Origin of the sequence: Streptomyces narbonensis, assembly GCF_014649015.1 — a bacterium.
GTDB lineage: Bacteria > Actinomycetota > Actinomycetes > Streptomycetales > Streptomycetaceae > Streptomyces > Streptomyces narbonensis.
This window is the reverse complement of record NZ_BMSF01000028.1, coordinates 1-22,497: the sequence shown is the minus strand read 5'-3', so window position 1 is coordinate 22,497 and position 22,497 is coordinate 1. Positions and strand designations below refer to the sequence as shown.

At 71.4% G+C, this 22,497-nt stretch carries 21 protein-coding genes and 3 pseudogenes; 11 read left to right on the top strand and 13 right to left on the bottom strand.

Annotation, left to right across the window (positions count from 1 at the left end; translation table 11 throughout):
• Positions 1 to 219: 219 nt before the first annotated feature.
• The 4 genes and pseudogenes from IE124_RS32470 to IE124_RS32460 form a co-directional block, all read right to left on the bottom strand.
• Positions 220 to 675, bottom strand: coding sequence for an NUDIX hydrolase (locus IE124_RS32470; RefSeq protein WP_229833102.1), 456 nt, complete (start codon positions 673 to 675; stop codon positions 220 to 222).
• Positions 579 to 1,289, bottom strand: a pseudogene (locus IE124_RS35150) (protein kinase family protein); the annotation flags it as partial. The gene IE124_RS32470 and the pseudogene IE124_RS35150, both read right to left, overlap by 97 nt.
• Before the next feature lie 198 nt (positions 1,290 to 1,487).
• On the bottom strand, positions 1,488 to 2,849 hold the full coding sequence (locus tag IE124_RS32465) for a pyridoxal phosphate-dependent decarboxylase family protein (protein ID WP_189513333.1): 1,362 nt from the start codon (positions 2,847 to 2,849) through the stop codon (positions 1,488 to 1,490).
• Positions 2,850 to 3,008: 159 nt separating this feature from the next.
• Complete coding sequence (locus IE124_RS32460) at positions 3,009 to 3,596, bottom strand: 3'-5' exonuclease (RefSeq protein WP_189513332.1); 588 nt, start codon at positions 3,594 to 3,596, stop codon at positions 3,009 to 3,011.
• A gap of 254 nt (positions 3,597 to 3,850) precedes the next feature.
• On the opposite strand from IE124_RS32460, the gene IE124_RS32455 reads away from it, so the two are divergent.
• Complete coding sequence (locus tag IE124_RS32455; RefSeq protein ID WP_189513330.1) at positions 3,851 to 4,225, top strand: hypothetical protein; 375 nt, start codon at positions 3,851 to 3,853, stop codon at positions 4,223 to 4,225.
• A 193-nt stretch (positions 4,226 to 4,418) separates the two neighbouring features.
• Positions 4,419 to 4,790, top strand: coding sequence for an ArsR/SmtB family transcription factor (locus IE124_RS32450; RefSeq protein ID WP_189513328.1), 372 nt, complete (start codon positions 4,419 to 4,421; stop codon positions 4,788 to 4,790).
• A gap of 126 nt (positions 4,791 to 4,916) precedes the next feature.
• On the opposite strand, the gene IE124_RS32445 is transcribed toward IE124_RS32450, so the two are convergent.
• Entirely contained in the window at positions 4,917 to 5,306 is a 390-nt protein-coding gene (locus IE124_RS32445) for a DUF6479 family protein (protein WP_229833100.1), read from the bottom strand.
• Between the two features lie 252 nt (positions 5,307 to 5,558).
• Here IE124_RS32445 and IE124_RS32440 point away from each other — a divergent pair, with 252 nt between their 5' ends.
• From IE124_RS32440 to IE124_RS32430, 3 genes are all read left to right on the top strand, one after another.
• A complete protein-coding gene (locus tag IE124_RS32440; protein WP_189513326.1) occupies positions 5,559 to 6,224 on the top strand; it encodes an SDR family NAD(P)-dependent oxidoreductase in 666 nt (221 codons plus the stop codon).
• Between the two features lie 364 nt (positions 6,225 to 6,588).
• A complete protein-coding gene (locus IE124_RS32435) occupies positions 6,589 to 7,554 on the top strand; it encodes a tellurite resistance/C4-dicarboxylate transporter family protein (protein WP_189513324.1) in 966 nt (321 codons plus the stop codon).
• Between the two features lie 105 nt (positions 7,555 to 7,659).
• Positions 7,660 to 8,346 carry an HAD family hydrolase gene (locus IE124_RS32430; protein WP_189513385.1) on the top strand — a complete coding sequence of 229 codons (687 nt, stop codon included), beginning with the start codon at positions 7,660 to 7,662 and terminating at the stop codon, positions 8,344 to 8,346.
• Positions 8,347 to 8,565: 219 nt separating this feature from the next.
• Here IE124_RS32430 and IE124_RS32425 read toward each other — a convergent pair whose 3' ends face one another.
• The 4 genes and pseudogenes from IE124_RS32425 to rpmF all read right to left on the bottom strand — a co-directional run bounded on the left by IE124_RS32425 (position 8,566) and on the right by rpmF (position 11,764).
• Positions 8,566 to 11,046 carry an MMPL family transporter gene (locus tag IE124_RS32425; protein WP_229833098.1) on the bottom strand — a complete coding sequence of 827 codons (2,481 nt, stop codon included), beginning with the start codon at positions 11,044 to 11,046 and terminating at the stop codon, positions 8,566 to 8,568.
• A 207-nt stretch (positions 11,047 to 11,253) separates the two neighbouring features.
• Positions 11,254 to 11,415, bottom strand: a pseudogene (locus tag IE124_RS32420) (GTP-binding protein); the annotation flags it as partial.
• Between the two features lie 13 nt (positions 11,416 to 11,428).
• Positions 11,429 to 11,587, bottom strand: a pseudogene (locus IE124_RS32415) (GTP-binding protein); the annotation flags it as partial.
• 6 nt (positions 11,588 to 11,593) lie between these two features.
• The gene (gene rpmF / locus IE124_RS32410) at positions 11,594 to 11,764 is read right to left on the bottom strand and encodes a 50S ribosomal protein L32 (protein WP_189513322.1); all 171 of its coding nucleotides are present in this window, start codon (positions 11,762 to 11,764) and stop codon (positions 11,594 to 11,596) included.
• Between the two features lie 250 nt (positions 11,765 to 12,014).
• Here rpmF and IE124_RS35585 point away from each other — a divergent pair, with 250 nt between their 5' ends.
• The 3 genes from IE124_RS35585 (at position 12,015) to IE124_RS32395 (ending at position 13,791) form a co-directional block, all read left to right on the top strand.
• The gene (locus IE124_RS35585) at positions 12,015 to 12,497 is read left to right on the top strand and encodes an SAV_915 family protein (protein ID WP_189513320.1); all 483 of its coding nucleotides are present in this window, start codon (positions 12,015 to 12,017) and stop codon (positions 12,495 to 12,497) included.
• Between the two features lie 14 nt (positions 12,498 to 12,511).
• Positions 12,512 to 13,339 carry a diaminopimelate decarboxylase family protein gene (locus IE124_RS32400; RefSeq protein WP_189513318.1) on the top strand — a complete coding sequence of 276 codons (828 nt, stop codon included), beginning with the start codon at positions 12,512 to 12,514 and terminating at the stop codon, positions 13,337 to 13,339.
• Positions 13,340 to 13,440: 101 nt separating this feature from the next.
• Positions 13,441 to 13,791, top strand: coding sequence for a thioredoxin family protein (locus tag IE124_RS32395; protein WP_189513316.1), 351 nt, complete (start codon positions 13,441 to 13,443; stop codon positions 13,789 to 13,791).
• Between the two features lie 371 nt (positions 13,792 to 14,162).
• On the opposite strand, the gene IE124_RS32390 is transcribed toward IE124_RS32395, so the two are convergent.
• The 3 genes from IE124_RS32390 to IE124_RS32380 all read right to left on the bottom strand — a co-directional run bounded on the left by IE124_RS32390 (position 14,163) and on the right by IE124_RS32380 (position 17,962).
• Positions 14,163 to 14,801 (bottom strand): class I SAM-dependent methyltransferase, encoded by a 639-nt coding sequence (locus tag IE124_RS32390; RefSeq protein WP_229833096.1) that lies wholly within the window; start codon positions 14,799 to 14,801, stop codon positions 14,163 to 14,165.
• Positions 14,798 to 15,841 carry an NUDIX domain-containing protein gene (locus IE124_RS32385; protein ID WP_189513314.1) on the bottom strand — a complete coding sequence of 348 codons (1,044 nt, stop codon included), beginning with the start codon at positions 15,839 to 15,841 and terminating at the stop codon, positions 14,798 to 14,800. The genes IE124_RS32390 and IE124_RS32385 overlap by 4 nt, the downstream gene beginning before the upstream one ends.
• A gap of 90 nt (positions 15,842 to 15,931) precedes the next feature.
• Positions 15,932 to 17,962: an ATP-binding cassette domain-containing protein gene (locus tag IE124_RS32380; protein WP_189513312.1), complete on the bottom strand. Its 2,031-nt coding sequence runs from the start codon at positions 17,960 to 17,962 to the stop codon at positions 15,932 to 15,934.
• Positions 17,963 to 18,512: 550 nt separating this feature from the next.
• Between IE124_RS32380 and IE124_RS32375 the strand changes: the two genes are divergently transcribed.
• The 3 genes from IE124_RS32375 (at position 18,513) to IE124_RS32365 (ending at position 21,369) form a co-directional block, all read left to right on the top strand.
• Positions 18,513 to 19,304, top strand: a complete 792-nt coding sequence (locus IE124_RS32375; protein ID WP_189513310.1) for a class I SAM-dependent methyltransferase — start codon at positions 18,513 to 18,515, stop codon at positions 19,302 to 19,304.
• A gap of 89 nt (positions 19,305 to 19,393) precedes the next feature.
• Positions 19,394 to 20,566, top strand: a complete 1,173-nt coding sequence (locus IE124_RS32370; protein WP_189513308.1) for an esterase-like activity of phytase family protein — start codon at positions 19,394 to 19,396, stop codon at positions 20,564 to 20,566.
• 275 nt (positions 20,567 to 20,841) lie between these two features.
• Entirely contained in the window at positions 20,842 to 21,369 is a 528-nt protein-coding gene (locus tag IE124_RS32365) for a GNAT family N-acetyltransferase (protein ID WP_189513306.1), read from the top strand.
• 124 nt (positions 21,370 to 21,493) lie between these two features.
• On the opposite strand, the gene IE124_RS32360 is transcribed toward IE124_RS32365, so the two are convergent.
• The gene (locus IE124_RS32360; protein ID WP_189513383.1) at positions 21,494 to 22,249 is read right to left on the bottom strand and encodes a sulfite exporter TauE/SafE family protein; all 756 of its coding nucleotides are present in this window, start codon (positions 22,247 to 22,249) and stop codon (positions 21,494 to 21,496) included.
• Between the last annotated feature and the right edge of the window lie 248 nt (positions 22,250 to 22,497).

Genomic DNA, 22,497 nt, shown 5'->3' with positions numbered 1-22,497 from the left:
TAGGGGTCGAACTTCGGCGAGCCCCGGGGCTGAGCAGTCACGCCGCGCACGGAGAGCGGGCGGCGCTAGGGTAACTCGACCTGAACGAGGGGCTGGTAGCGGACTCAGACCATCGTCGGGTGGAGGCCGCCGCCGCGGCGACCGTGGGGATCAGGTCCCTGCCGAAGGCGGGTGAGTCTGATGCCTCGCCCTCGGTCGCTCGGCGGGCGGGCCCGGCCATCACACCCAGGTGTAGTTCTCGTCGGTGACGGGGGGCAGGGCCGCGTCGGTGACGGCGGCGCGGGGGTCGGGCAGGGCGGCGAGGGCGGGGCCGACCGGCGGGAAGATCGGCAGTTCGGCGGTCTTGCGGTAGTCGATCCATTCGATGACGCCGGTCTCGTGGCTGCCGTCGGGGAGTTCGTCCAGTTCGACTTCGGCGAGGGTGGCGCGGAGTTCGGGGGTGATGTGGAGGCGGTAGATCAGGTGGAGCTTGCGCGGCGGCAGGGTGGGGCCGGGGCGGGTGACGCGCTGGTCGACGACCCAGAGGAGGTCGCCGCCTTCGGCCTGGTCGATGTCCAGGTCGAGCTCTTCGGAGAGTTCCCTTGCGAGGGCCTGTTGGTAAAGTGAGCATCGAAGTGGACGAGTCCGCGAGAACTCATGAAGGCAGCTCCGCTCGTCAGCGCTGCCTCCACCCACGGGAAGGGCGAGCCGTCCCCGCCTTCCGGCACGGCGGTCTCGCGGTGGTCGGCCAGCCATCCGGCGAGTGTGTGCGGCACGTGTTCCAGGAAGACCACCAGGCTGCACGACGACCGGCCGATGGCCTCCAGTCGGTCACGAACGGCGGGTGATCCCTCCCAGTGCGCGACGGCTCCCTCCAGGCCCCCGAACACGTCGGTGAATCCTTCGGGAGGGGAGTCAGGCAGAACCCGCCAGTGGTACATCAGGGGAAATCCCGCGTACTCGTCGCCGAGAACCCAGTTCGTCGTCATGGTGTGCACGGCAAGCTCCCGCCAGGCACCGAACCCTGCCGAGCCCACTCCGTACTGGTAGAACATCGGCAGAACGAAGACGTTCGCCGTCGACCGCACGTTCTCCAGGCGCAACTCGGTGTCTGTCAAAGGGATCCGCTTGACGAAGACGCGCGTTCCGTTGACGTCCAGCTCTGCCGACCTGCCGCCGATGCCCGACCCGAGCGGGGTGGCGGCTGCCACGACCTCCCCGAGCCGGTGGTCGCTCAGCAGGGAGAGCCGAGTACTCACGGTCCCGTAACCAGCCAGGCGCGCGGCGCGCAGCACATCCTGGTCCGGCATCGACGGCTCCTCGGTGCCCGAACCAGGGCTTCGGCAATCCCGCATACGGCACCGACCTTACGCCGAACGACCCTTCCGCGGAGCAAGATCAAAAACGTCGGCGGGAGCGGTTCAGTGGGATGCGAGGACGGTCGGAACCTGGCGGTTCAGTACCTGTTTCGACCGTACGCACGCTTCCGGGGGGGAGTTGCGCATTGCTCAGGACGCCGCGCGTCGGATGGCGTCGAGCGTGTGCGCCACATCGGCGTCGGTGGTCGACCAGTTGCTCACCGAGATCCGCATGACGCGTCTGTCGTGCCAGGTGGAGCCGCTGATCCACGCCGTGCCGTCGTCGAGCAGCCGGTCGAGTATCCGGTCGGTCCGTCCGTCGCTGCCGAACTCGGCGCAGACCTGAGTGAACGCGACCTCGTTGAGAACGGTCGCGCCGTCGATCTCGGCGATGCCGGCGGCGAACGCCGAGGCGTGGCGGCACAGCCGCTCGACGAGGTCGGAGATCCCTGACCGGCCGAGGGATCTGAGGGCGGCCCACACGGTGAACGCTCGGCCGCGCCGCGAGAGCTCGGGCACCTTGTCGATGGGGTCGCCGTGCTCGTGCTGGATGAGGTAGTCGCCGCGCTGGCCCATCGCCGCCCGGAGGGCGCTTGCGTCGCGCACGATCGCGAGTCCGCAGTCGTAGGGGACGTTCAACGTCTTGTGGGCGTCCGTTGCCCAGGAGTCCGCCTCCGCGCAGCCGGCCGTCAGATGGGCGTAGCGCGGCGAGGCGGCTGCCCACAGTCCGAACGCCCCGTCGACATGGACCCAGGCGTCTGCCTCGCGCGCCGCACGGATGCACGCGGCAAAGGGATCGAAGGCGCCGGAATGGATGTCGCCGGCCTGGAGGATCACGATCGTCGGGTTCTGCCCGTCGGCCGTCAGCGCCTGCCGCAGGGCCTCGGGCTCGATGCGGCCTTGATCGTCCGCAGCCACCAGGTCAGGTCGACCGAGCCCGAGGTAGCGCAGGGCCAGATCGATGGCCATGTGGCGGGACCGGCCGGCGATGACACGCACGCGCGGGCCCCCCGTGAGGCCGTCGTGGGCGACGTCCCAGCCGGTGCGCCGCAGCACCGTGTCCCGCCCGGCCGCGAGGCAGGTGAAGTTCGCCATCGTCGCGCCCGTGGTGAAGCCCACGGAGCCGTCCCGCGGCAGGCCCAGCAGATCGAGCAACCAGGCTTCGGCGATCTCCTCCGCCGCCGCGTACGCGGGCGAGACGGTACGCATCACACAATTCTGGTCCCAGGAGCTGACCAGCCAGTCGGCAGCCAGCGCGGCCGGCTCGGTGCCGCCCACCACGAACCCGTAGAAGCGGCCGCTGGGGAACGCGGTGAGCCCCGGCTCACAGGCCGTGGCCAGCAGGTCGACCACGTCGGCGGGCGTGCCGGGGTCGCCAGGCAGTTCGGTGCCGAGCGCGCTGACGATCTCGTCGACCGAAGCGCGGGCGGGAATCCGGCGGTCGGGCAGACTCGCCAGCCACCGGACAGCATGGTCGTACGCCCGTCGGAGCGCCGCCTCACGCGCGTCCATACCTCGGACTATGCGACCGTCGCCGCCGCCCCGCAAGCCGACCGCGGTCGGGGCCCCGAGAGCCCCGGAGGGAGAGGAGGTCGGATGCCTGCCCCGCCCGGCCTGACTCGACGTGGACGTACTCCGCCCGTCCGAGAAGAGCCCCCTCCGGGGCAGCCCTCAGGAGAGCGGGACCGTCGTCGGCCACGCCTCGCGGGCCGCGAGGTCGAGGACGAGTGCCGCGATGTTCCACGCGTCGTCCTCGCCGCGGTGGTGGCGGCCTTCGAGGGGCAGGCCGGCGATGCGCAGGGCGTAGGCCATGCCGGGCCTCTTACGCAGCCCGTGGGCATCGGTGAACACGGCCTTGGCATTGGTGTGGGTGTGCTCCGTCGGGTACCCGAAGGGGTAGGGGACCCCGTCGGCCTGGCACTGCCGGGCGAACTGCCGGCGGTCGTACTCGCCCCAGCTCGCCCAGGGGCGTACCCCGGCCTCGTACTCGTCGGCGAGCATCCGACATGCCTCGGCGAAGGTGACGCCCTGGTCCGCCTCTGCCTGGGTCAGGCCGGTCAGTTCGGTGCAGAAGTCGCTCACCGTCGACCGGGCCGGGCGGACCAGGATGCGGTGGCGGGACACGCGCCGGCGGGCCGACACGTCCACGACGGTGAGGCCGATCTCGATGATCTCGTTGAGGGACCCCGGCGGCGGCTGTCCGTTCCAGCAGGTGGCTTCCACGTCGATGACGTTCAGCAGGGCGGATTTATGGTGCATAGGGGTGAGGGTAGGGATGTGAGGCGTTTACGGCACCCGAGTTTCCGGCTGCCTGTCCTCGTTGGTCAGGACGTTGAGCGCGCCCGGGTCGGGTGGTTCGCGTGGGCACGTCGGATGGCTGATCACGAGGACGGATTCCGGCCGGATTCCCGATGTCCCTGACGGCCCCGCGGAAGGTCGGTAGCGTCTGCGCTCAAGATCCGGCTGCGGCGTGAGGTCGGCCGGGCGGTCGTGAACACAGAGAGCGAGTACTGATGTTGACTGTGGAGACGTCTCTCAAGGAGGCGATGACCTCGATCGAGGGGAGTCTGGGGGTGGCGCTCGTCGACTACACGAGCGGCATGGCGCTGGGGACGCTGGGCGGGGGCAAGGACCTCGACCTGTCGGTGGCCGCCGCGGGGAACACCGACGTGATCCGCGCGAAGGTCCGCACGATGGAGATGCTGGACCTCAGGGACGACATCGAGGACATGCTGATCACCCTCGGGAGCCAGTACCACCTCATCCGGCTGCTGGGCGGTCGTGGGAGCAACGGTCTGTTCCTGTACCTCGTGCTGGACAAGGCCAGGGCGAATCTGGCCATGGCCAGGCACCAGCTGAAGCGCATCGAAGCGGAACTGGAGCTCTAGTCCCTCTCTCTTGTTCCCGGCTTCGTGCGCCCACGAGTTGAAAGATTCTTCAACTCGACACATCTGAAAGTGATCAGCCGGGGGGCGTGCCGGAGCCGGGGGGCGGGAGAATGACAGGAGCTGGGCATGGAGAGACCGGCAGGTCTGGCCGGTAGCCCTTGGATTCGTCGTACCCGGGTGGGAGTGTTGTCGCATGCAGGTGCCGCTTTACCAGGCCAAGGCGGAGTTCTTCCGCATGCTCGGACACCCCGCCCGGATCCGCGTACTCGAACTGCTCCAGAACGGCCCGGTACCCGTACGGGAGCTTCTGAACGAGATCGACATCGAGCCGTCCAACCTGTCCCAGCAGCTTGCCGTTCTCCGCAGGTCCGGCATCGTCGTGTCCGTCCGTGACGGCTCGACCGTCAGCTACGCACTCGCCGGCGGCGACGTGGCGGACCTGCTGCGCGCCGCGCGGCGCATTCTCACCGAAATGCTCGCAGGACAGAGCGAGTTGCTTGCCGAGCTCCGGGACACCGGCACCGAAGCCGACACCGCGATGCAGGCGGGTCCGCCCCGGCGGTGACGGAGCCGGCGGGCGTCGGGCCGTGTCCGCCGACGTACAGGGCGGGCCTGGCGTATCGCTCGGGGCAACAACGGCGTCGGAAGGACATGACTGCTCCGGGAGTTGGAGCGGGTGCGCCGTCGGTGGTCAGTCCCCGTGGCCGGTGCCTCCGCTGCCGAAGCCGCCGCTGGAGATGCCGCGCCACTTGCGCTTCTCCTCACTCTGGGGTTCGGGGTCGGCCTCGCCCGAGTTCTTCAGGTTGTGCGGCGTGAGCCGATGGGCCCCGTCCGTGTGGGGGACCTCGGCCGGGCGTCGGTACTCCGTCACCTCTCCCGGCAGCCGGTCGGTCTCGGGCCGGAGCGGTTGGGACTCGGGGGCGGGCGGCGGGGACTCCTTGTCCCTGATCCGCATCCCGAGGACGAACGCCCCGATGATGACGCCGACGAGCACCAGTCCTCCGAGGACCTGCGCGAGACCTGTCTGCCAGACGCCGGCCGTCTCGGTCAGAGAGCCGGCTTCGATCACGTAGATGTTCAACGGTCACTCCTGCTTCGGCACGGGAGGATCGGGATCCTGAGGTCTGTGACCTGCACGTTCCCGACGCCTCGACACTGGTCAGGCACCTTTGCGGTGCCTTTCGTCCGGTATTTCCTCCCGATCCCCTCCGGCGGATGCATGCATGCGGAAGCGGGTGGGCGCATCCCGGAGGGGCTTCCACGCGGAATGGCCTGTATGCGGAATGGCCCGTATCAGGAGGCGATCCGCCTCAGCCTCGGAGGAGGCCCGCCGATGACCGGAGCGAGGACGCTCGTCGTGGGAGCGACGGGGATGATCGGGGGTCTGACCGCGCGGATGGCGGCCGGGCGAGGCGCCTCGCTCGCCCTCGCCGGACGCGACGGGGAGCGGCTGGCGGAGCGGTCACGGCTGCTGGGCGACTGCCCGTTCCGCGCCTTCGACGCCTACGACCTGGACGGATGTGCCGCCCTGGCACCGTGGTCGTCGACGGCTCTCGGCGGGCTGGACGCCGTCGTCGTCGCCATCGGCGTCGCGGGGTTCGGCCGTGCCGAGCACGTCGGCCAGGCGGCAGCCGAGCACCTCATGACCGTCAACGCCCTGGCACCCATGGCCGTCGTACGAGGAGCCCTGCCGGCCCTGGAGGCGGCAGGAGCCGTCGTGGTCGTCACGGGGATCGTCGTCGACAAGCCGCCGCTGGAGACTGCCGACTACGCAGCGTCGAAGGCGGCGCTCGCAGCCTGGCTCGGTGTGGTGCGGCGTGAACAGCGCAGCCGGGGGATCCGCGTCGTCGACGTCCGCATGCCGCACCTCGACGGAGGGTTCGCCGACCGGGCGGTGACCGGCAGCCCGCCGAGGATGCCGCCTGGTGCGGAACCGGCCCGAGCGGTGGAGGAGTACGTGCTGGCGCCGCTCTACGCGGCAGAGGTGGGTGATTCCTGAGAGACCGGCCCACAGAGGCGGGCTCGAATTCCCGGACATCGGCTGTATCCGGACCGGTGCAGCGGCCGCACATATCTGGCAACTGTGGCATGGCACTGACGACCGGGGCAGTTCGGCGGGGAGGAACTCGGAAGCCGCCGCGGGCCTTCTGGCGGCGGAGCGGGGGGCCGGAACGGCGTTCTGCGTCGCGGACACGAGTCTGCGACCCGGCTCCCGGGCTCACATGAGTACCCGTACCCATCAGGATCGGGCACGCTTCTCAAGGCCCGCGGGCACGGCTCCGGTCGACCGAACGCCTTATGACGGGGGACGGGTGACGGGGTGTCGGACGGCGGCGGAGGGGACGGTGGGGTCCGCTGGGGGCATGAACGAACGTCCCGGTCCGTGGTGGGCCGAGTTGCCGCCGGCCGCGGGGGCCGCGGTCATGGCCACCTGCATCCTGTCAGTCGGTCTGCATCTGACCGGCTTCGAGGCGCTGTCGCTGGCGCTGTTCGCCCTGGCGGGACTGGGCTGGGTCCTGCTGGCGGGTGAGTTCCTGGCCCGGCTGATCGGCGACCGGCGGCGCTGGCTCACCGAGGCCGACACCCCGCCGGCCCTGACCGCGGTGGCCGCGACCACCGTGGTCGGCGTGCGCTGCTCCCAGGAGGGCTGGGCGGGGCTCGCGTACGGGCTGCTCGCGGTGGCGGCGCTGGCGTGGCCCGTGCTGATCTTCACGGTGATCCGCCACTGGCAGCGCCGGATGCCGGGGGCGGCCTTCCTCGTGTGCGTGGCGACCCAGGGGCTCGCGACCCTCGCCGCGACCCTCTGCGGGGACGAAGAGGTGGCCTGGCTCGGGGACGCGGCGCTGGCCGCGTTCGCGCTGGGGCTGCTCCTCTACGCCGAGGCGCTGGTCCGCTTCGACTTCCGGGAGGTGCGCCGCGGGTTCGGCGACCAGTGGATCGCGGGCGGCGCGCTCGCGATCTCGGCGCTCGCCGGCTCCCACCTGTACGTGCTCCCCCAGTGGTCCGGCAGCGGGCACGAGGCCCTGCGGTGGCTGACCCTGGTCCTGATCGTGCTCGATCTGGCCTGGTACGTCGTGCTGCTCGCGGCCGAGACCCGCTGGCCCCGCCCGGCGTACGACATCCGCCGCTGGTCCACCGTCTTCCCTCTCGGGATGTCCGCCGCGGCCTGCCTGGCCGTCTCGGATGCCACGGGGGTCCGCTGGCTGCACTCCACCGGGCTCCTCTTGCTCTGGATCGCCCTCGGGGCGTGGGTGGTGACGGCGGGCGCGCTCGTACTGAACCTGCGTGACCGTCGCCGCCCGAACCCCCGGGCGCGGGCGGGCGGGTGAGCGCCCGCCCCCGTGGAGGCACGTCCGGCGCGGCGGGTTCGGGCGGGTCGGCCGCGTCGCCGGGGGCTTGTCGCCGCGGGGAGCCGGGGCGAGGATCCGACCATGATCAAAGGTGTGATGTTCGATTTTTCGGGGACGCTGTTCCGGGTCGAGCCGACGGCCGGGTGGCTGTCCGCCGTCGCCGCTGAGGCCGGAACCGCCGCTACCGCGGCGGAACTCGCCGTCTGGGCCGAGCGGCTGGAGGAGGCCGGGGCACTGCCCGGCGGGGCCCCGCCCGTGCGGCTGCCGGAGGAGCTCGCGGAGCTGTGGGAGGCCCGCGATCTCAGCGCCGAGGACCACCGCGCCGTGTACACCGCGCTGACCCGCGGGTCCGGGCTGCCCTGGCCTGAGCTCGTGGAGCCGTTGTACGAGCGGCACTACACGCCCGCCGCCTGGCAGCCGTACCCCGACACCGTCAGCACGCTGCGCGCACTGCGGGAGCGGGAGGTGCCGGTGGCCGTGGTCAGCAACATCGGCTGGGACCTGCGGCCCGTGTTCCGCCACCACGGCGTGGACGGGCTGGTCGACGCGTACGTGCTCTCGTACGAGGAGGGGGTCCAGAAGCCGGACGCGCCGATCTTCACGACGGCGTGCGAGGCGCTCGGGCTGCCGCCGGAGGCCGTGCTGATGGTCGGCGACAGCCGGGAGGCGGACGGGGGCGCGGCAGCGCTCGGGTGCCGGGTGCACTTCGTCGAGCACCTGCCGGTCGGAGAGCGGCCGGACGGGCTCGCGGAGGTTCTCCGACTGCTCTGAGCGCGACGGCCGTGCCTTCGTCCGGGCCGCAGTGAGCGGCCCGGACGAAGCGGAAGCAAGGCAAGTGGAGCGAGGAAGAGAAGCGAGGAGCGAGGAGCGAGGAGCGAGGAAGGGGAGCGAGGAGCCAGGAAGAGGAGCGAGGAGGGAGACGTGCCCGATGGGGGATTGCGGGCACCTCTCCCTCCTCGGCGGAGGGACGTGTCTACCGCTTGTACCTGTCTACCGCTTGTAGGGGTCGGGTCGGCCGTCGTGGGCCTGCTGCTCCTGCTGCGTCCAGCCCGACTGCGGGCGCGGGCCGTACGAGTCCTGAGGGCCGTACGAGTTCCGAGGGCTGTCCGAGTCCTGCGGGCCGTACGAGTCCTGAGGGCCGTACGAGTCCCGCGGGCCGTACAAGTCCTGAAGGCCGTGAGTCCGCTGGTGATGTCGGGGCGCGTACGCCTCCCCCTGGGAGGAGGCCTGCCCGTCACCGTAACCCGAACCCCGGCCGCACTGCGTCGAGGCCGCCGGTACCGGCTGCGGGAGGCGCAGCTGTCGGGTCTCGGCGAAGCCGTCCGCGTGCCGGCCGCGGCGGGCGGAGTTCAGGTTGCCCGGCCACCAGTTCCATCGGCCGAGGGCCGTCATCAGGGCCGGCAGGACGAAGATGCGGATCACCACGGCGTCCAGCAGGATCGCCGCAGCCAGGCCCACGCCCAGCTGCTTGAACTCCACCATGCTGAGGGTGCCGAAGATCGCGAACACGGCCACCATGACGATTGCCGCACTGGTCACGACGCCGGCGGACCGGGTGATGCCGTCGCGGACGGCGTCGCGGACGTTCGCCCCGTCGAGGGCGGCCTCCCGGATCCGGCTCACGACGAACACGTGGTAGTCCATCGAGAGGCCGAACAGCACCACGAAGAGGAAGAGCGGGAGCCAGGAGACGACCGCCCCGGAGCTGTGGAAGTCGAGCAGGCCCTCCGCCCAGGTGTTCTGGAAGACCGCGACGAGGACACCGAAGGAGGCGGCCGCCGACAGCAGGTTGAGGAGGATCGCGGAGAGTGCCACGGCGAGGGAGCGGAAGATGACGATCATGGTGGCGAAGGTCAGCAGCAGGACGAAGCCGACCACCCACGGCATCCGGTCCTCCAGGTGACCGGTGAAGTCGGCCCCCTGGGCGACCTTGCCGCCGACCGCGCCCTCGGCGTCCCGGACGGAGGCGATCGCCTCGGGCACCCAGGCCCGCAACAGTTCGAGGGACTGCCGTGCCCCGTCGCTCCTCGGCGAGTGCGGTGTGCCGACGGCGACCGTGTGCACGGTCTCGTCGGCCGACGCGCGGATCGTGGACGTCCGGTCGTGGGCGAACAGCTCCTGACCCGCGGTACGGCTCAGCAGGGTCTTGAGCGCGGCCCGGACCTCACCGGCCCGCTCGGCGGGGGCCCGGACGGCCACCTGGTGCACGGTGCCCTTGCTGGGGAAGGCGGAGGTCAGCCGGTCCATGGCCTGGACGACCGGGATGTCGCGTGACAGGTCGTCGGAGCCGGGCTGCTTCAGCTTCATGTCGAGAGCCGGCAGAGCGAGGGCGAGCAGGGCGCCGACGGAGACCACGAGGGTGAGCACCGGCCGTACGAGGGCGGGGCGCAGCAGCACGGGCCAGAGCCGGGAGTCGTGGGAGCGCATCGTGAGCCGCCACAGCAGCGGCACCCTCGGCCGGTCGACCCAGCGGCCGAGCTTGCCGAGGAGCGCGGGGAGCACGGTCAGCGAGGCCAGCACCGCGACGGCGACGACGATGATCGACCCGGTGGCGAGGGAGGCGAAGGTGGCCTCCTGCGCGAGGTAGAGGCCGGCCATGGAGACGATGACGGTGGTGCCGGAGACGACGACCGTGTGCCCCGAGGTTTCGGCGGCGATCTCGATGGCGTCCAGGTGCGAGGCGCCCTTGCGGCGCTCCTCCCGCTCCCGCTTGAGGTAGAAGAGCGAGTAGTCGACGCCGACGGCCATGCCCATGAGCAGGATGACGTTGCTCACCGCGCTGGTCTCGGGCAGGACGTGCGAGGCCAGGGTCGAAAGGCCGATCGAGGCGCCGACGCAGGACATCGCGAGCAGGACCGGCACACCGGCGGCGATGACCGCGCCGAAGACGACGAGCAGGACCAGCAGGGTCAGCGGAAGGCTGATCAGCTCGGCCTTCTCGAAGTCCTCGCCCAGGGTCTCGCCGAGACCCTGGGCGGTGGATCCGGTGCCGACCTGGTCGATCCTGATGCCCTCGTGGGCCTTCTCGGTCGTCGCGCTCGCGTCGAGCAGCGGCTGGACCCGCGTGTCGGCGTTCTCGGTGTCGCCCGTCATGGTCACGGGCAGCAGCAGGGCCTTGCCGTCGGGGGAGGGGAAGGCGGCGCCGACGCTCTCCACCTCGGGCAGGGCCTTCATCTTCCCGGCGAGCTCCTCGGCGGCCTTGCGCCCGGTGACGATGTCGAGCTTCCCGCCGTTCGCGGCGCTGATGAGGACGCTTTCCTCGGGCTTCTCGGTGAAGTGCCCCGAGGCCGTGATCCGGCCCGCCCGGCCGGACTCGCCGACTCCGGACTCCTCGTCGCTGATCTTGTTCGTGCCGGCGGCTCCGCCCAAGAAGAGGCACAGAGCGACGAAGACCACCCACAGGCCGATGGCGGACCACGGATGCGTGGCGCTCCATCGCGCGATCCGTACCGTTGCAGGCTTCTTTCGCACCTTCTGGTTCCTCCCGTTGCTGCGGACTCCGCTGGGGCGGCTGACGTTCGACGAGTGGAACGCTAGTCATGGGCGGAGAGCGCGGACACGAGGTAAACCGCCTGGTCAGGCACTGCTTTCCGCAGTCCTACCCCTGCGGGTTCCCGTAATGAGAGCCCTGTGGTTTTCCGTAGTCGGTCGTGGTCGGTCGTAGTCGGGGGCCGGGTATCAGGCTGTCTGCTCGTGCTCGCAGGCGTCCTCGATGCCGTACGTCTCCCACACCGGTAAGTGGTCGTCGGCGGGTGCGGGTTCGCCCGGTGCGAGGAGGCAGGCGTCGAGTGTCGCGTGCAGGGCCTCGGCGCGGAGCCCGGTGCCGATGAAGACGAGTTCCTGGCCTTGCCTACACGAGTGAGGCGTCGATGTTCACCTCGCTCATGTCGTTGACGACGCCCGCGACGCGCAGCCCCTCGCGGTTGCCGAGCACATGGTTGGGCAGCGTGGTCTTCCCTGCCCCCAGGAACCCCGAGAGCACGGTCACGGGCAGCCGGTCGGTGGATGTCATGAGACCTCAGCCCTCCGGGTGGATGAGGCCGCGCTCGTACGCCTTCACCAGGCGCTGCGGCACCAGGTACACCGAGCCGTCCACGGTGAGGGGAACGAGCTGGGCGGGGGTCGCCTTCCACTGGGCGCGGCGGTGGCGGGTGTTGCTGCGGGACATCTTCCGCTTGGGAACGGCCATTCGTGAGACTCCTCGGTTCGGTGCTGTCACGGCGAGGCTATATGAAAATGGTTGCCATTATCAATTCTCCTCGGTTCGCAGGAGCCGGGGCCGGTCGCGGGGAGCGGTGTATGTGCGGCGTATACATCCCGACGGATGCTGTCAGAGGAGCGTCAGGAGGCGGCCGGGACCGGTGAGGGACGGGAACAGCGTCGGAGACGCCCCGCCGCGACCACGCCCGGAAACCTCGCTTCCTTCCTCGGAGGAACCCATGTCAGCTGTCCTCTACGGAGACGAGCCCGAGCCCCGAGAACAGCTCCCGGCCGGACGGCTCTGCGTGCCCGTCCGGCCGGGATCCCGGGGGTACGTGACCCGTCTCTTCCGTACGCCGGTCGGTGGCCGGACCGCCGTCGCGTTCACCGGTCCGGAGCGGTTGAGGGCCGTCCTGGGGGCCGCCCAGCCGTGGGTCGTCCTGGCCGAACCGGCGTTGCGCGCGCTCGTGGAACCGCTCGGCGTCCGCGAACTGCGGATCGACCCCGTCCTCACCGCCCGGACTCCCGGGGCCACTCCCACGCCCACTCCCTCGGCGACTCCCGCGGCCACGATCGACGGCACGCCCGCCGACACCGCCCTCGGCGTGACCTGTTCCGCGGCGGAGTCCGTTTCCGGGCCGGAGTCCGGGCCGGAGTCCGGGCCGGACGCCCGCCCGGAGTCCGTGCCGACCCCGTGGCCCCTCGCCCGGCTCGCGAGCTGAAGGGAGCCCCCGCGATGACGATCCTGCCCCCGCCCACCGTCCCGACCGACACGGTCCCCGTCACCCCGCCGGGCCCCGGTCCCGCCGACCTCCGCCCCCTCTGGCCCGCGACCACGACCGAGCGGCCCCGCGGCGAGGTCCACGTCGGAGGCGTTCCCCTCACCGAGATCGCCGAGAGCCACGGCACCCCTGTCTACGTCCTGGACGAGGCCGAGGTCCGCGAGCGCTGCCGCACCTACCGCGTCGCCTTCCCCGAGGCCGGGATCCACTACGCGGCCAAGGCGTTCCTGTGCCGTGCCCTCGCCCGCTGGGTCGAGGAGGAGGGACTCGGCCTGGACGTGTGCTCGGCCGGCGAGCTGGAACTCGCCGTCACCACCGGATTCCCGGCCGACCGGATCCTGCTCCACGGCAACGCCAAGTCACGTCGCGGCCCCGCCGGAATCGCCGTCTACCGGGTCCTCGCGGTGAAACGCACCCCCGGGCGGGCCTACGTGGCGGTGGACGGCGGGATGAGCGACAACCCGCGGCCCGCGCTGTACGGAGTGCGGTACGCGCCCCGTCTGATCGGCCGTCACTCGCGCGCCGGAGCCGAGCGCGTGACGGTCGTGGGCCGCCACTGCGAGGCCGGCGACATCCTCGCCGAGGACGTCCCGCTGCCCGCCGACACCCACCCGGGCGACCTGCTCGCGGTGCCGGTGGCGGGCGCCTACCACCTGGCCATGGCCTCCTCGTACAACCTCGTCGGCCGCCCGCCCGTGGTCGCCGTCCTCGACGGCCGGGCCCGGGTCCTGGTGCGCCGGGAGACCCTGGAGGATCTCCGGGTCCGGGACGTGGGCCTTTAGTCGGTCCACGGTTCGCCGGGCGTCCGGGGCAGCGGACGGGAGGGGACGATGGGAGGGATGATGGGAGGGAAGAGAGACGGAACACGAGGTCAGGAGCTTCCATGGCGAAGCAGGTACACCAGCCCCGTGAGGACGCGGAGTTCGATTTCATCCTCGGGATGAGCGGAGTCCCGGTCCTCGCGTACTTCATCGGGACATGGCCCAAGGCCATCGAGCCCTGCCGGGCGATGGACCTCGTCGTGGGGGGCGTGGCCGATGAGTACACGGGCCGCCTGACGGCCGTCCGCACCGACATGACGCGCTGTCCGGCCGCGACCAAGCGCTACGGGATCACCGGAGCTCCCTCCTGCGTCCTGATCGAGGACGGAGAGGCGGTGGCGCAGGCCGCGGGGCCCATGACCACCGCCGAGGTACGGGAGCTCCTGGACGCCCACCTCAGGAAGAGCGTGTGAGCCGTCCCCCTGCCCCACAGGGCTCCTCGCCCGCGCGTCCCTGCCCCGTGTCACCGAGGCACTCGGGAGCAGGAACGGCCGGCTCCTGCGCGACGGCGCGCACTGGCCCGTCCTCCGCCACGACGGCGTGATCCCCGTCGGCAGGGTCGCCGACGGTCCGTCCCGGTTGCTCGCCGACCGCACCCTGTGAACCGCCCCGGCCGGCCGCGCCGCGTCCTGCCGGTCAATCCGTCACGGCGCGCCCCCTTCCGGCGGGCGGCGGGCCAGAGTGTGCACGAGGCGGCCGAGCCGTCGGTAGGGGTCGCGTGACGAGGCGACCCACTCCGCTTCCAGCGCCTGTGCGTACGCGGAGGGGGCCGGGTCCCAACCGGTCAGGTGGTCGTGGAAGATCCGGATTCCCTGCCAGTCCAGCGGCGTGAGGCCGTGCTCGGCCACGAGCCGGTCGAGGGTCTCGGCCGTGTCCCCCCGTGTGTCCAGGCCGAGGTCCCGACGCTGGTGTCGGAGCCGTACGCGATGAGGCGGCGCGCCGACGCGCAGTCGCCGCTCAACGCTTCGCGGAAGCCGATCGCCTCCCGGTTCTTCGTCAGGATGCTCAGCACCCCGCCCGGCGCGACGAGACCGGCGAGGAGGGTGACCGAGCCCGGCGTGTCGTCCAGGTACATCAGCACGCCGTGGCAGCACACCGCGTCGAACTGGTCCCCGTCGAAGAAGAGGTCCTCGACACCTGCCTCCAGGAGACGGACCCGCGGGGCGAGCTCGGGCCGGGCGGCCAGGCGGCGGGCCGCGGCGCCGAGCATCAGGGCTGACGGGTCGGTCGCGGTCACCCGGTGTCCCGCCGCGGCGATCCGAAGCGTCATCTCGCCGTCGCCGCAGCCGACGTCCAGCACCCGCACCGGCCATGCGGGAAGCTCGGCCAGCACGCGGCGCGCCACGAGATCGTGGCGCAGGCGACCCCGGCCGGTGCGGGAGTGGGTGGCGTAGGCGGCGCCGACGGTGGCGAAGTCGGTCAACGCGACCAGCCCATCTCCGTGTAGGGGCGGCCGGCCAGGATGCCTTCGACCGCGGCGCGCGTGTACGGGACGATCGGCTCGGGCAGGTCCTTGGCGCTCCACCACTGCCAGGCGACGCACTTGTCCGGCTCCCGTACCTCCGGCGTGCCCTCCCAGTGGCGGGCTCGGAAGAAGAAACCGATACGAGGTCGGCCCCCGGGCCGGTCGACGACATGCACGGTGTGGACGAGTTCGAGGTCGGCCGGGTCGATCACCAGCCCGGCCTCCTCGTGCGCTTCCCGGACCATCCCGGCGGTCGCGGCCTCCGCCCCGAGGTGCCCGGCCAGGGTGTGCCAGGATCCGCCCGCGTACGCCGAGTCGGGATGACGGAGGCCCAGCAGGACGTGGCCCTCGCGCTCCAGGTACAGGTGGACGCCGACCACGTTCGGCACGGTCCCCGCCGGCGCATTCGCCGGACGGATCGCCCCGTCCAACCCGGAGGCGACGAGCTTGGCGCGCAGGGTGGGGGAAGTGACCTCGTCGAAGGGCAGCCAGGCGGCGCCGTCGACCTCCTCGGCCTGGAGCCTGAGGTCCGGTGCGTCGTCGGCGAGGTGGAAGACGAAGCGGAAGTCGTAGTGCCGGTGCGCCGCTTCGCCCTTGTCCGGGCGGGCGTCGATGTCGTGGACGTCGATGTCGTGGACGTCGATGTCGATCGGCAGCTCCTGGAACTCCGGTGTGAGGACGAGGGCGGCGGCCGGGATCCCGGTCTCCTCCTCGACCTCCCGCAGGGCCGCGGCAAGCAGAGTCTCGTCGTCGGCCTCGACGTGGCCGCCCGGGGCGAGCAGCAGCCCCAGCCCTCGGTGCAGGACGTGCAGGACCCGGGCGTCGCGGTCGATCACCGCGACGCTGCAGGTGATGTGGCCGGGGAGGGTGGTGCGGCCGGTCGGGTCGCCGGCGGCGTCCAGCGTGGCCCGAAGGCCGACCAGGGCGTCGCGTTCGCCGGGGTGCCGGTCGAGGTAGGCGGTGAGGAGGGTGCGGATGTGGGTGGAGGAAGGGGACATGTCAGAACCTCACTGAGCTCGGGCACCGGCAGGGGGCGAGATGGGCGAAGTGGGCGGGCTGGCGGACCTGGTGGAGCCGGCCGAGGGGCTTCACGACTGCGCCTCCCCCTCGCCGAGGAGGGCGTCGGGCTCGCTCGGCGTGCCTTTCACCCGGGTGGTGGCCTGGGCCGGTACCGAAGGTTTCGCGAACTGGCGGGCCTGGAGTTCGTACGCCTCCCGGAACGCGCCCGTGCTCGTGGCGGGGTCCATGAGCTGGGCGAACGTGCCGTGCTCGACGACCCGTCCCTCGTCCAGCACGTAGATCAGGTCGGCATGGCGCACGCTGTGGAGGCGGTGCGTGATCAGGACCGTGGTCTGCCCCGTACCGGCGAGGCGGTGGATCTGGTCGAAGACGCGCTGCTCGGCGGCCGGGTCGAGCGCGCTCGTCGGCTCGTCGACGATCAGCACCTGACCGTTGCGGGCCTTGCTCCGGGCCAGGCCGAAGGCCTGCCACTGTCCGCCGGAGAGTTCCTGCCCGCCCCGGTAGCCGCGGGCCAGCAGGGTGCTCAGACCGCGCGGGAGGCCCTTGACGACCTCATCGGCTCCCGCGTACGCGGCCGCCGCCTCGATGGCCTTGTCGTCCATCGGGACGCTGGTGCGGCCGATGCCGATGTTCACCCGGGCCGTGAACGGCCACCGCTGGAAGTCCTGAGCGACCATCGCCACGCGCGAGAAGATCCGGGCCCGGCAGGCGTCGGCGGCACTCACGTCACCCCACAGGACCCGCCCGGAGGCGGGCAGGTGCAGGCCGCACAGCAGCTTCGAGACCGTCGACTTGCCCGATCCGTTCCTCCCCACCAGGGCCACCGTCCTGCCGCGCGGAATCACCAGGTCCACCTCCCGCAGGGAGGGTTCGTCCGCGCCGTGGTAGGAGAAGGAGACCTTCTCGAAGCGGATCGCGTCGAAGTCGTCCGGCACGTCGACACCCGTCTCCGGGATCGCACGCCGCTCCGCCTCGACGCACAGCCGCTCCAGGTCGGCGACGAACAGGGACTCCTCCTGGATGTCGGTGACCCGCAGTACCAGGTCGGTGATGCTCGCCGACCCGGCCCGGATCGCCAGGACCGCGGTGCCGCCGACCGCGAGCGCCATCTGCCCGTTCCACAGCAGCAGACCGAGCACGCCGTACGCGGCCACCGTCGCCACGCCACGGGCCCCGTCGGCGAGCAGGCCCGTCCGGGCCGCCACCCAGGCGAGCCGGGTCTGCTCCCGCTCGCTCGTCTCCGCCATGCCCCGAAAGTGCTCCAGCAGAAACGGCCCCACGTCATGGACCCGGACCTCACCCGCCGCCTGCTGGTCGATCAGCAGGCGACTGATCAGCTGCGCCGCCCGTGCGTGCTGGACGAAGCGGTGCCAGCTCGCGTAGCGCGCCCGGGCCATCGTCAGCGCCCCCCACGCGCTGGGCAGCGCCATCGCGATGAGCAGCGGCAGGAGTGCCCAGTGCAGCACGGTCAGTACGCTCGCCGCGGCGATCAGCGAGATCGCCGAGGCGACCACGGCCGTGCAGTAGCCCACCATCCGCCGGGCCCCGTCGGCGCCCCACTGCGCCGAGTCCATCAGTTTGTGGAAGGCGTCGTCCTCGATGGCGTCCATCTCGACCCGGGCGACCAGGCTCAGGTACCGCTCGGTGGCGACCCGCTGGACCTTCGGCTCCAGCACGCCCGTGGAGGCGGTCGACGCCGACTCCAGCAGCGAGGAGACGACCGCCAGCACCGATACGAGCACCAGCGCCGGCACGGACCCCCGGAGCCGGTCGACCAGGGTCCCGGCCGCCAGCAGCTCGGTCAGGAGCGCGTTCACCGCGACCAGGGTGAACGCCTGCGCAAGACCCCGGCAGAACTCGCTGACCGCCACCGTGTACAGGGCTTTCCGGTCGGCCTGCCTCGCCAGCCGGACGGCCACGGCGACCTGCCGGGGAAAGCTCACGGCCATGCTCCACATGCCCAGCTTCACCCAGGTCCCGCGGTACTGGTTCCACCCCTGGTCGTAGTCGAGCCGGCCGCCGAACAGGAGCTCCTCGGAGGCCGAATGGGTCTCCGTCCCGTCTGTGGACGACGTGTCGTCCGCGGTGCGTCGCTTCATGCCCCCCACCTCGTATCCGGGCCGGCCACGAGCAAGGCACCCGCGCGGCGGAGAGCGCCGTGAGCGTCGGCCGCGAGCCGGGCGAGTCCGGGCCGAAGGGGGGCGAGTCCGGGCCGAAGGGGGGCGGGGAGGGGAGTCGTCACGGCGGGAAGGGGGTACACGGCGGCCTCCGGGAGGAAGTGGTCTGAGGTGTCGCGGCGTTCAACGACCCGCTCGCCGTTTCGAACACACGTGTTTCGGACGGGGCACGAACCCCAGGGGCAGGCGAATGTGCGTTCGTGCCGGGTACACCGACCCTTGCTGTCCGCGGCCCGACACGGGCGGGCGTGGTGGCCGAAACGCCGATGTCCGCCTGGAGGAGTCCGGCTGACCGCGCGTCATCGACGACCTCGCGGTGATCGGCCGGACAGGTCATAGCCCGGCCGATCCGTCGCGCGCGTCTCATCGAAAGTCTGATTCGTCTGCAAATGTTCGTTCCCAGGAATTCGTCCTCCAGGAATTCGTCCTCGTGAATCCGTCCGCCAGGACCTTCGGCGCTAGGAGATGTCTGATGGGTGTTGTCTCTACGAGTGCTTACGGCGCGTGGTTCTACGCCGGCCAGCAGGATGGTTCGCGGCGCTCCGCCGAGCGCGTGCTGCCGCTGGTGTTCGATCTCGTCAGGCCGGCGAGCGTCGTGGACGTCGGGTGCGGCACCGGTTCCTGGCTCGCGACCGCCCAACACCTTGGAGTGGAGGAGATCCTGGGCCTCGACGGACCCTGGGTGTCCTCCGACGCGCTCCACATCCCCCCACAGTGCTTCATGAAGCAGGACCTCAGCACCCCGCTGCGCCTGGACCGGCGCTTCGACCTGGCGATGTGCATGGAGGCCGCCGAGCACTTCGACGAGTCCCGCGCCGACTCCCTGGTCGCGGACCTGTGCGCCATGTCGGACGTCGTCCTGTTCTCCGCCGCGATCCCCGGCCAGACCGGAACGGATCACCGCAACGAGCAGTGGCCGCCGTACTGGCGCGAGCGCTTCGGGCAGTGGGGGTACGAGCTCGTCGACTGCCTGCGCACCCGTTTGTGGGACGACCACGCCATCGAGCCCTGGTACGCGCAGAACGCCTTCCTCTACGTCAGCGGCGAGCGGCTCGCCGCCGACGAGCGGCTCCGGGCGGCGGCCGCGGAGAACGGCCGGATGCCGCTGTGCGCCGTCCACCCGGGCGTACTCGCGCTGTTCTCCGCCCCGTACGCGCCCGCGGTGCCCGAACCCGCCGATCGCCGGGGCGCGCCACGCAGGTTCATCGGCCCCGCCGACCAGCGGTGCCGGTGCGACGCGGCGGAGCCGACGGCGCGGGCCTGAGCCGGCACTCGGACATGCGTCCGACGGGGCCGGAGGAGTACCCGGTTGGGTGACTGTGCCGCCGGATGGGTACGGGCAAGATCATCCGCATGAGAGCTTCCCTGACGCGCCGCGCGTGCGCCGTAGCCCTGCTCGTGACGTCGACGCTCGCCCCGGCGGTGGCCGTGGCCGCGCAACCCGCGGAAAGCGGACGGCAGTCGGAGCGCGCGGCGGCACCCGCCCGTCTTCTCGGAGAGAAGATCGTTCCGCACAAGCTCGACTTCCGGGGCACCACGGTCGGCGGCTTCTCCGGTGTCGACCGCAACCGGTGCACCGGGGAGTACGTGTTCCTCAGCGACGACCGCTCGCAGTTGCAGCCCGCCCGCTTCTACACCGCCCGACTCGACGTGGACGCGGCCGGCGTGCACTCCGTCGACTTCACCGGTACGCACGCCCTCCTCCAGCCCGACGGCTCGACGTACCCCGCGCCGTCCGTCGGCGACGGCAAGGCCATCGATCCGGAGGAGATCCGTGTCGATCCGCGCACCTGCGACTACTGGTGGGCGCAGGAGGGCGACCGGCCCAGGGAGGTCGGCGCCGGACCGGTGATCCAGCCGTCCGTCCAGTTCGCCGGGCCCACCGGGGGCTACCTCGGCCGGTTGCCGCTGCCGTCGAACTACGAGATCACCATGGAGGAGCGCGGTCCGCGCCGGAACCAGGCGATCGAGGCGATCACCTTCGGCTCCCAGGGCCGTGTGGTGACCAGCGCGGTCGAGGGTCCGCTGATCCAGGACGGCCCGGTGCCGGACCTGGAGAACGGCGCTCTCGTCAGGGTCACGCGGCAGACCCGCGAGGGACGGGTGCTCGGCCAGTTCGCGTACCCCCTTGAGAAGATCTTCGCCCCGTCCGACCCGACCAGCCCCTGGGGCCCGGACACCGGAGTCCCGTCCCTCCTCGCCTTCCCCGACAACCCCCACCGCTATCTCGTCCTCGAACGCACCTGGGTCGCCGGCTCGGGATACAAGATCCGTCTCTACGACGCCACCACCCGTGGCGCGACCGACGTCCAGCGGATGGAGTCGCTGGCGGGGCAGCCCGTCGTGGCGATGCGCAAGAAGCTCGTCGCGGACTTCGACACCCTGGGCCTCTCCACCGTGGACAACACCGAAGGCATGACGTGGGGGCCGGAACTGCCCTCCGGTGAAAGGTCGTTGATCCTCGTCAGCGACGACAACTTCGTCTCGGACGCGGTCACCCAGATCGTCGCCCTCGCCCTCCGCTGACCACGACGGGCGCGTGACGCGCAGGAGCCGGCCGACGACTGTCGGCTCCTGCGCGGCACGGCGCGACGGACGAGGACATCGAAATCTGGGCTATGATGCGCGGTATCACCTGAGCCTTCCCGGGCGGACACGTATCCCTGGGGAGGCTTTTTTCATGCCCTGTCGGCGACAGCACGCGGGGCCTGTTCGCCCTTCTCGGGCGTTCCCCGTCGCACCGCCCCATGAGATCGGCACACCCATGCCCCGGGGGCGGTCGCCCGTATCGAAGGAGTGTCATGTCCGACGTTTCCGTGCGCCGTGCGACCGTTGACGACCGTCCTGTCGTCGAGCGGCTGTGGCTCATGTTCCGCCATGACATGTCGGAGTTCAGCGAGGTGCTTCCCTTCCCGGACGGCACGTTCCGCAAGGAGAGGATCGATGCCGCCTTCACGGACGCCGATTGGGCTCCGTACCTGCTGACCAGTGGTGATCGACCCGTCGGTCTCGCCGTCGTTCGCGCTCTGGCCGAGCCGACGCGCGTGCTGAACAGCTTCTTCGTGGTCCGTGGAGCCCGCCGGGCGGGGATCGGCCTGAGCGCCGTCCAGCAGCTCGTCGCCGGCCGCCCGGGGCCGTGGGAAGTGGCCTTCCAGGACACCAACGCGGCAGCGGTGAACTTCTGGCGGCGGGTCGCGACCGAGGTCGCCGGGGAGGCGTGGTCCGAAGAGCGCAGGCCCGTACCCGGCCGTCCGGACCTGCCGCCCGACGTCTGGATCTCGTTCCGCGCCGCCGCGGACCCGCGACCGGGCGACGGGCGGACCTCCTGACCTTCCCCCTTCGGGGTCCGCCGCGGCGACCGGCTCACGTCCGCCGTCGCGCGGTCCCGTCGGCGAAGCGGGCTTGCGGGGTGCGGTACTGCCCTGTCGCAACCGCCCTGTCGGAGCAGCCCTGTCAGAGCAGGCCTTCGACCGCGTAGAGCGCGCCGAGTCCGACGGCCAGGGACCCGAGGAGTACGCGCAGGAAGGTGTCCGGCATGCGTGGCTGGAGGCGTGCTCCGAGGTAGCCGCCGATGAGTCCGCCCAGACCGCAGGCCAGACCGAGCGGCCAGTCGGGGGCGATGGTGCCGCTGTGCGTCAGGGACAGGAGGGCGTAGGTACAGGCGCCGACGACCGACGTGGCGAAGGTCGAGGCGAGCGCGGCGGGCGCGACGGTGGAGACGGGGACACCGCGACCGACGAGAACGGGGCCGAGGATCGATCCGCCGCCGATCCCGTAGACGCCTCCCACGACCCCGACCGCCAGGGCCATCGACACGACCGTCCGGGGCGCGGGTCCGGGCCTGGGGGCCGTCGAGTGCGCCGGGCGAAGGGTCCTGACGATGAGCCACACGCCGAGCGGCAGCATCAGCGCGGCGATCAGGAGGCGGAAGACACGGGGGCCCGGCAGGGCGAACACGCGGATGATCGCGCCGAGGACGACTCCGGGGAGCGAACCCAGTACGAGGAGGCGTACGAGCGGTCCGGTCAGAGCGCCGTCGCGCCGGTAGCGCAGCAGGGCGCCGGGCCCCGCCACCACGTTGTACAGCAGGTTCGTGGGCGTGACGGCGGGGCTGGGCACGGCGAAGACGCTGAGCTGCACCGGGAGCAGGAACACGGCACCGGACACTCCGACCGGCGTCGTCACCACGGCTGTCAGCAGCCCGACCATCAGGCCGGCGACGCCGACTTCCCACTCCACGGGTACCCCCTCGGGAGGCCCTCCGGCGTCCTGCCGCTCGACCTCCGCGACAGCCTAGACGGTGGCGTGGCGAGGGGACCGGCAGGAGCGGGCTCGCCCGTACGCGCACGTCGTGGCCGACGGAGATCGGAGTGAACGGCCGGACACCCCCTAGGTGTATTGATCACGAGCGTTGTTGACACTCGGCAGGTCTTGAACATGGCGAAGACCTCCGGTGT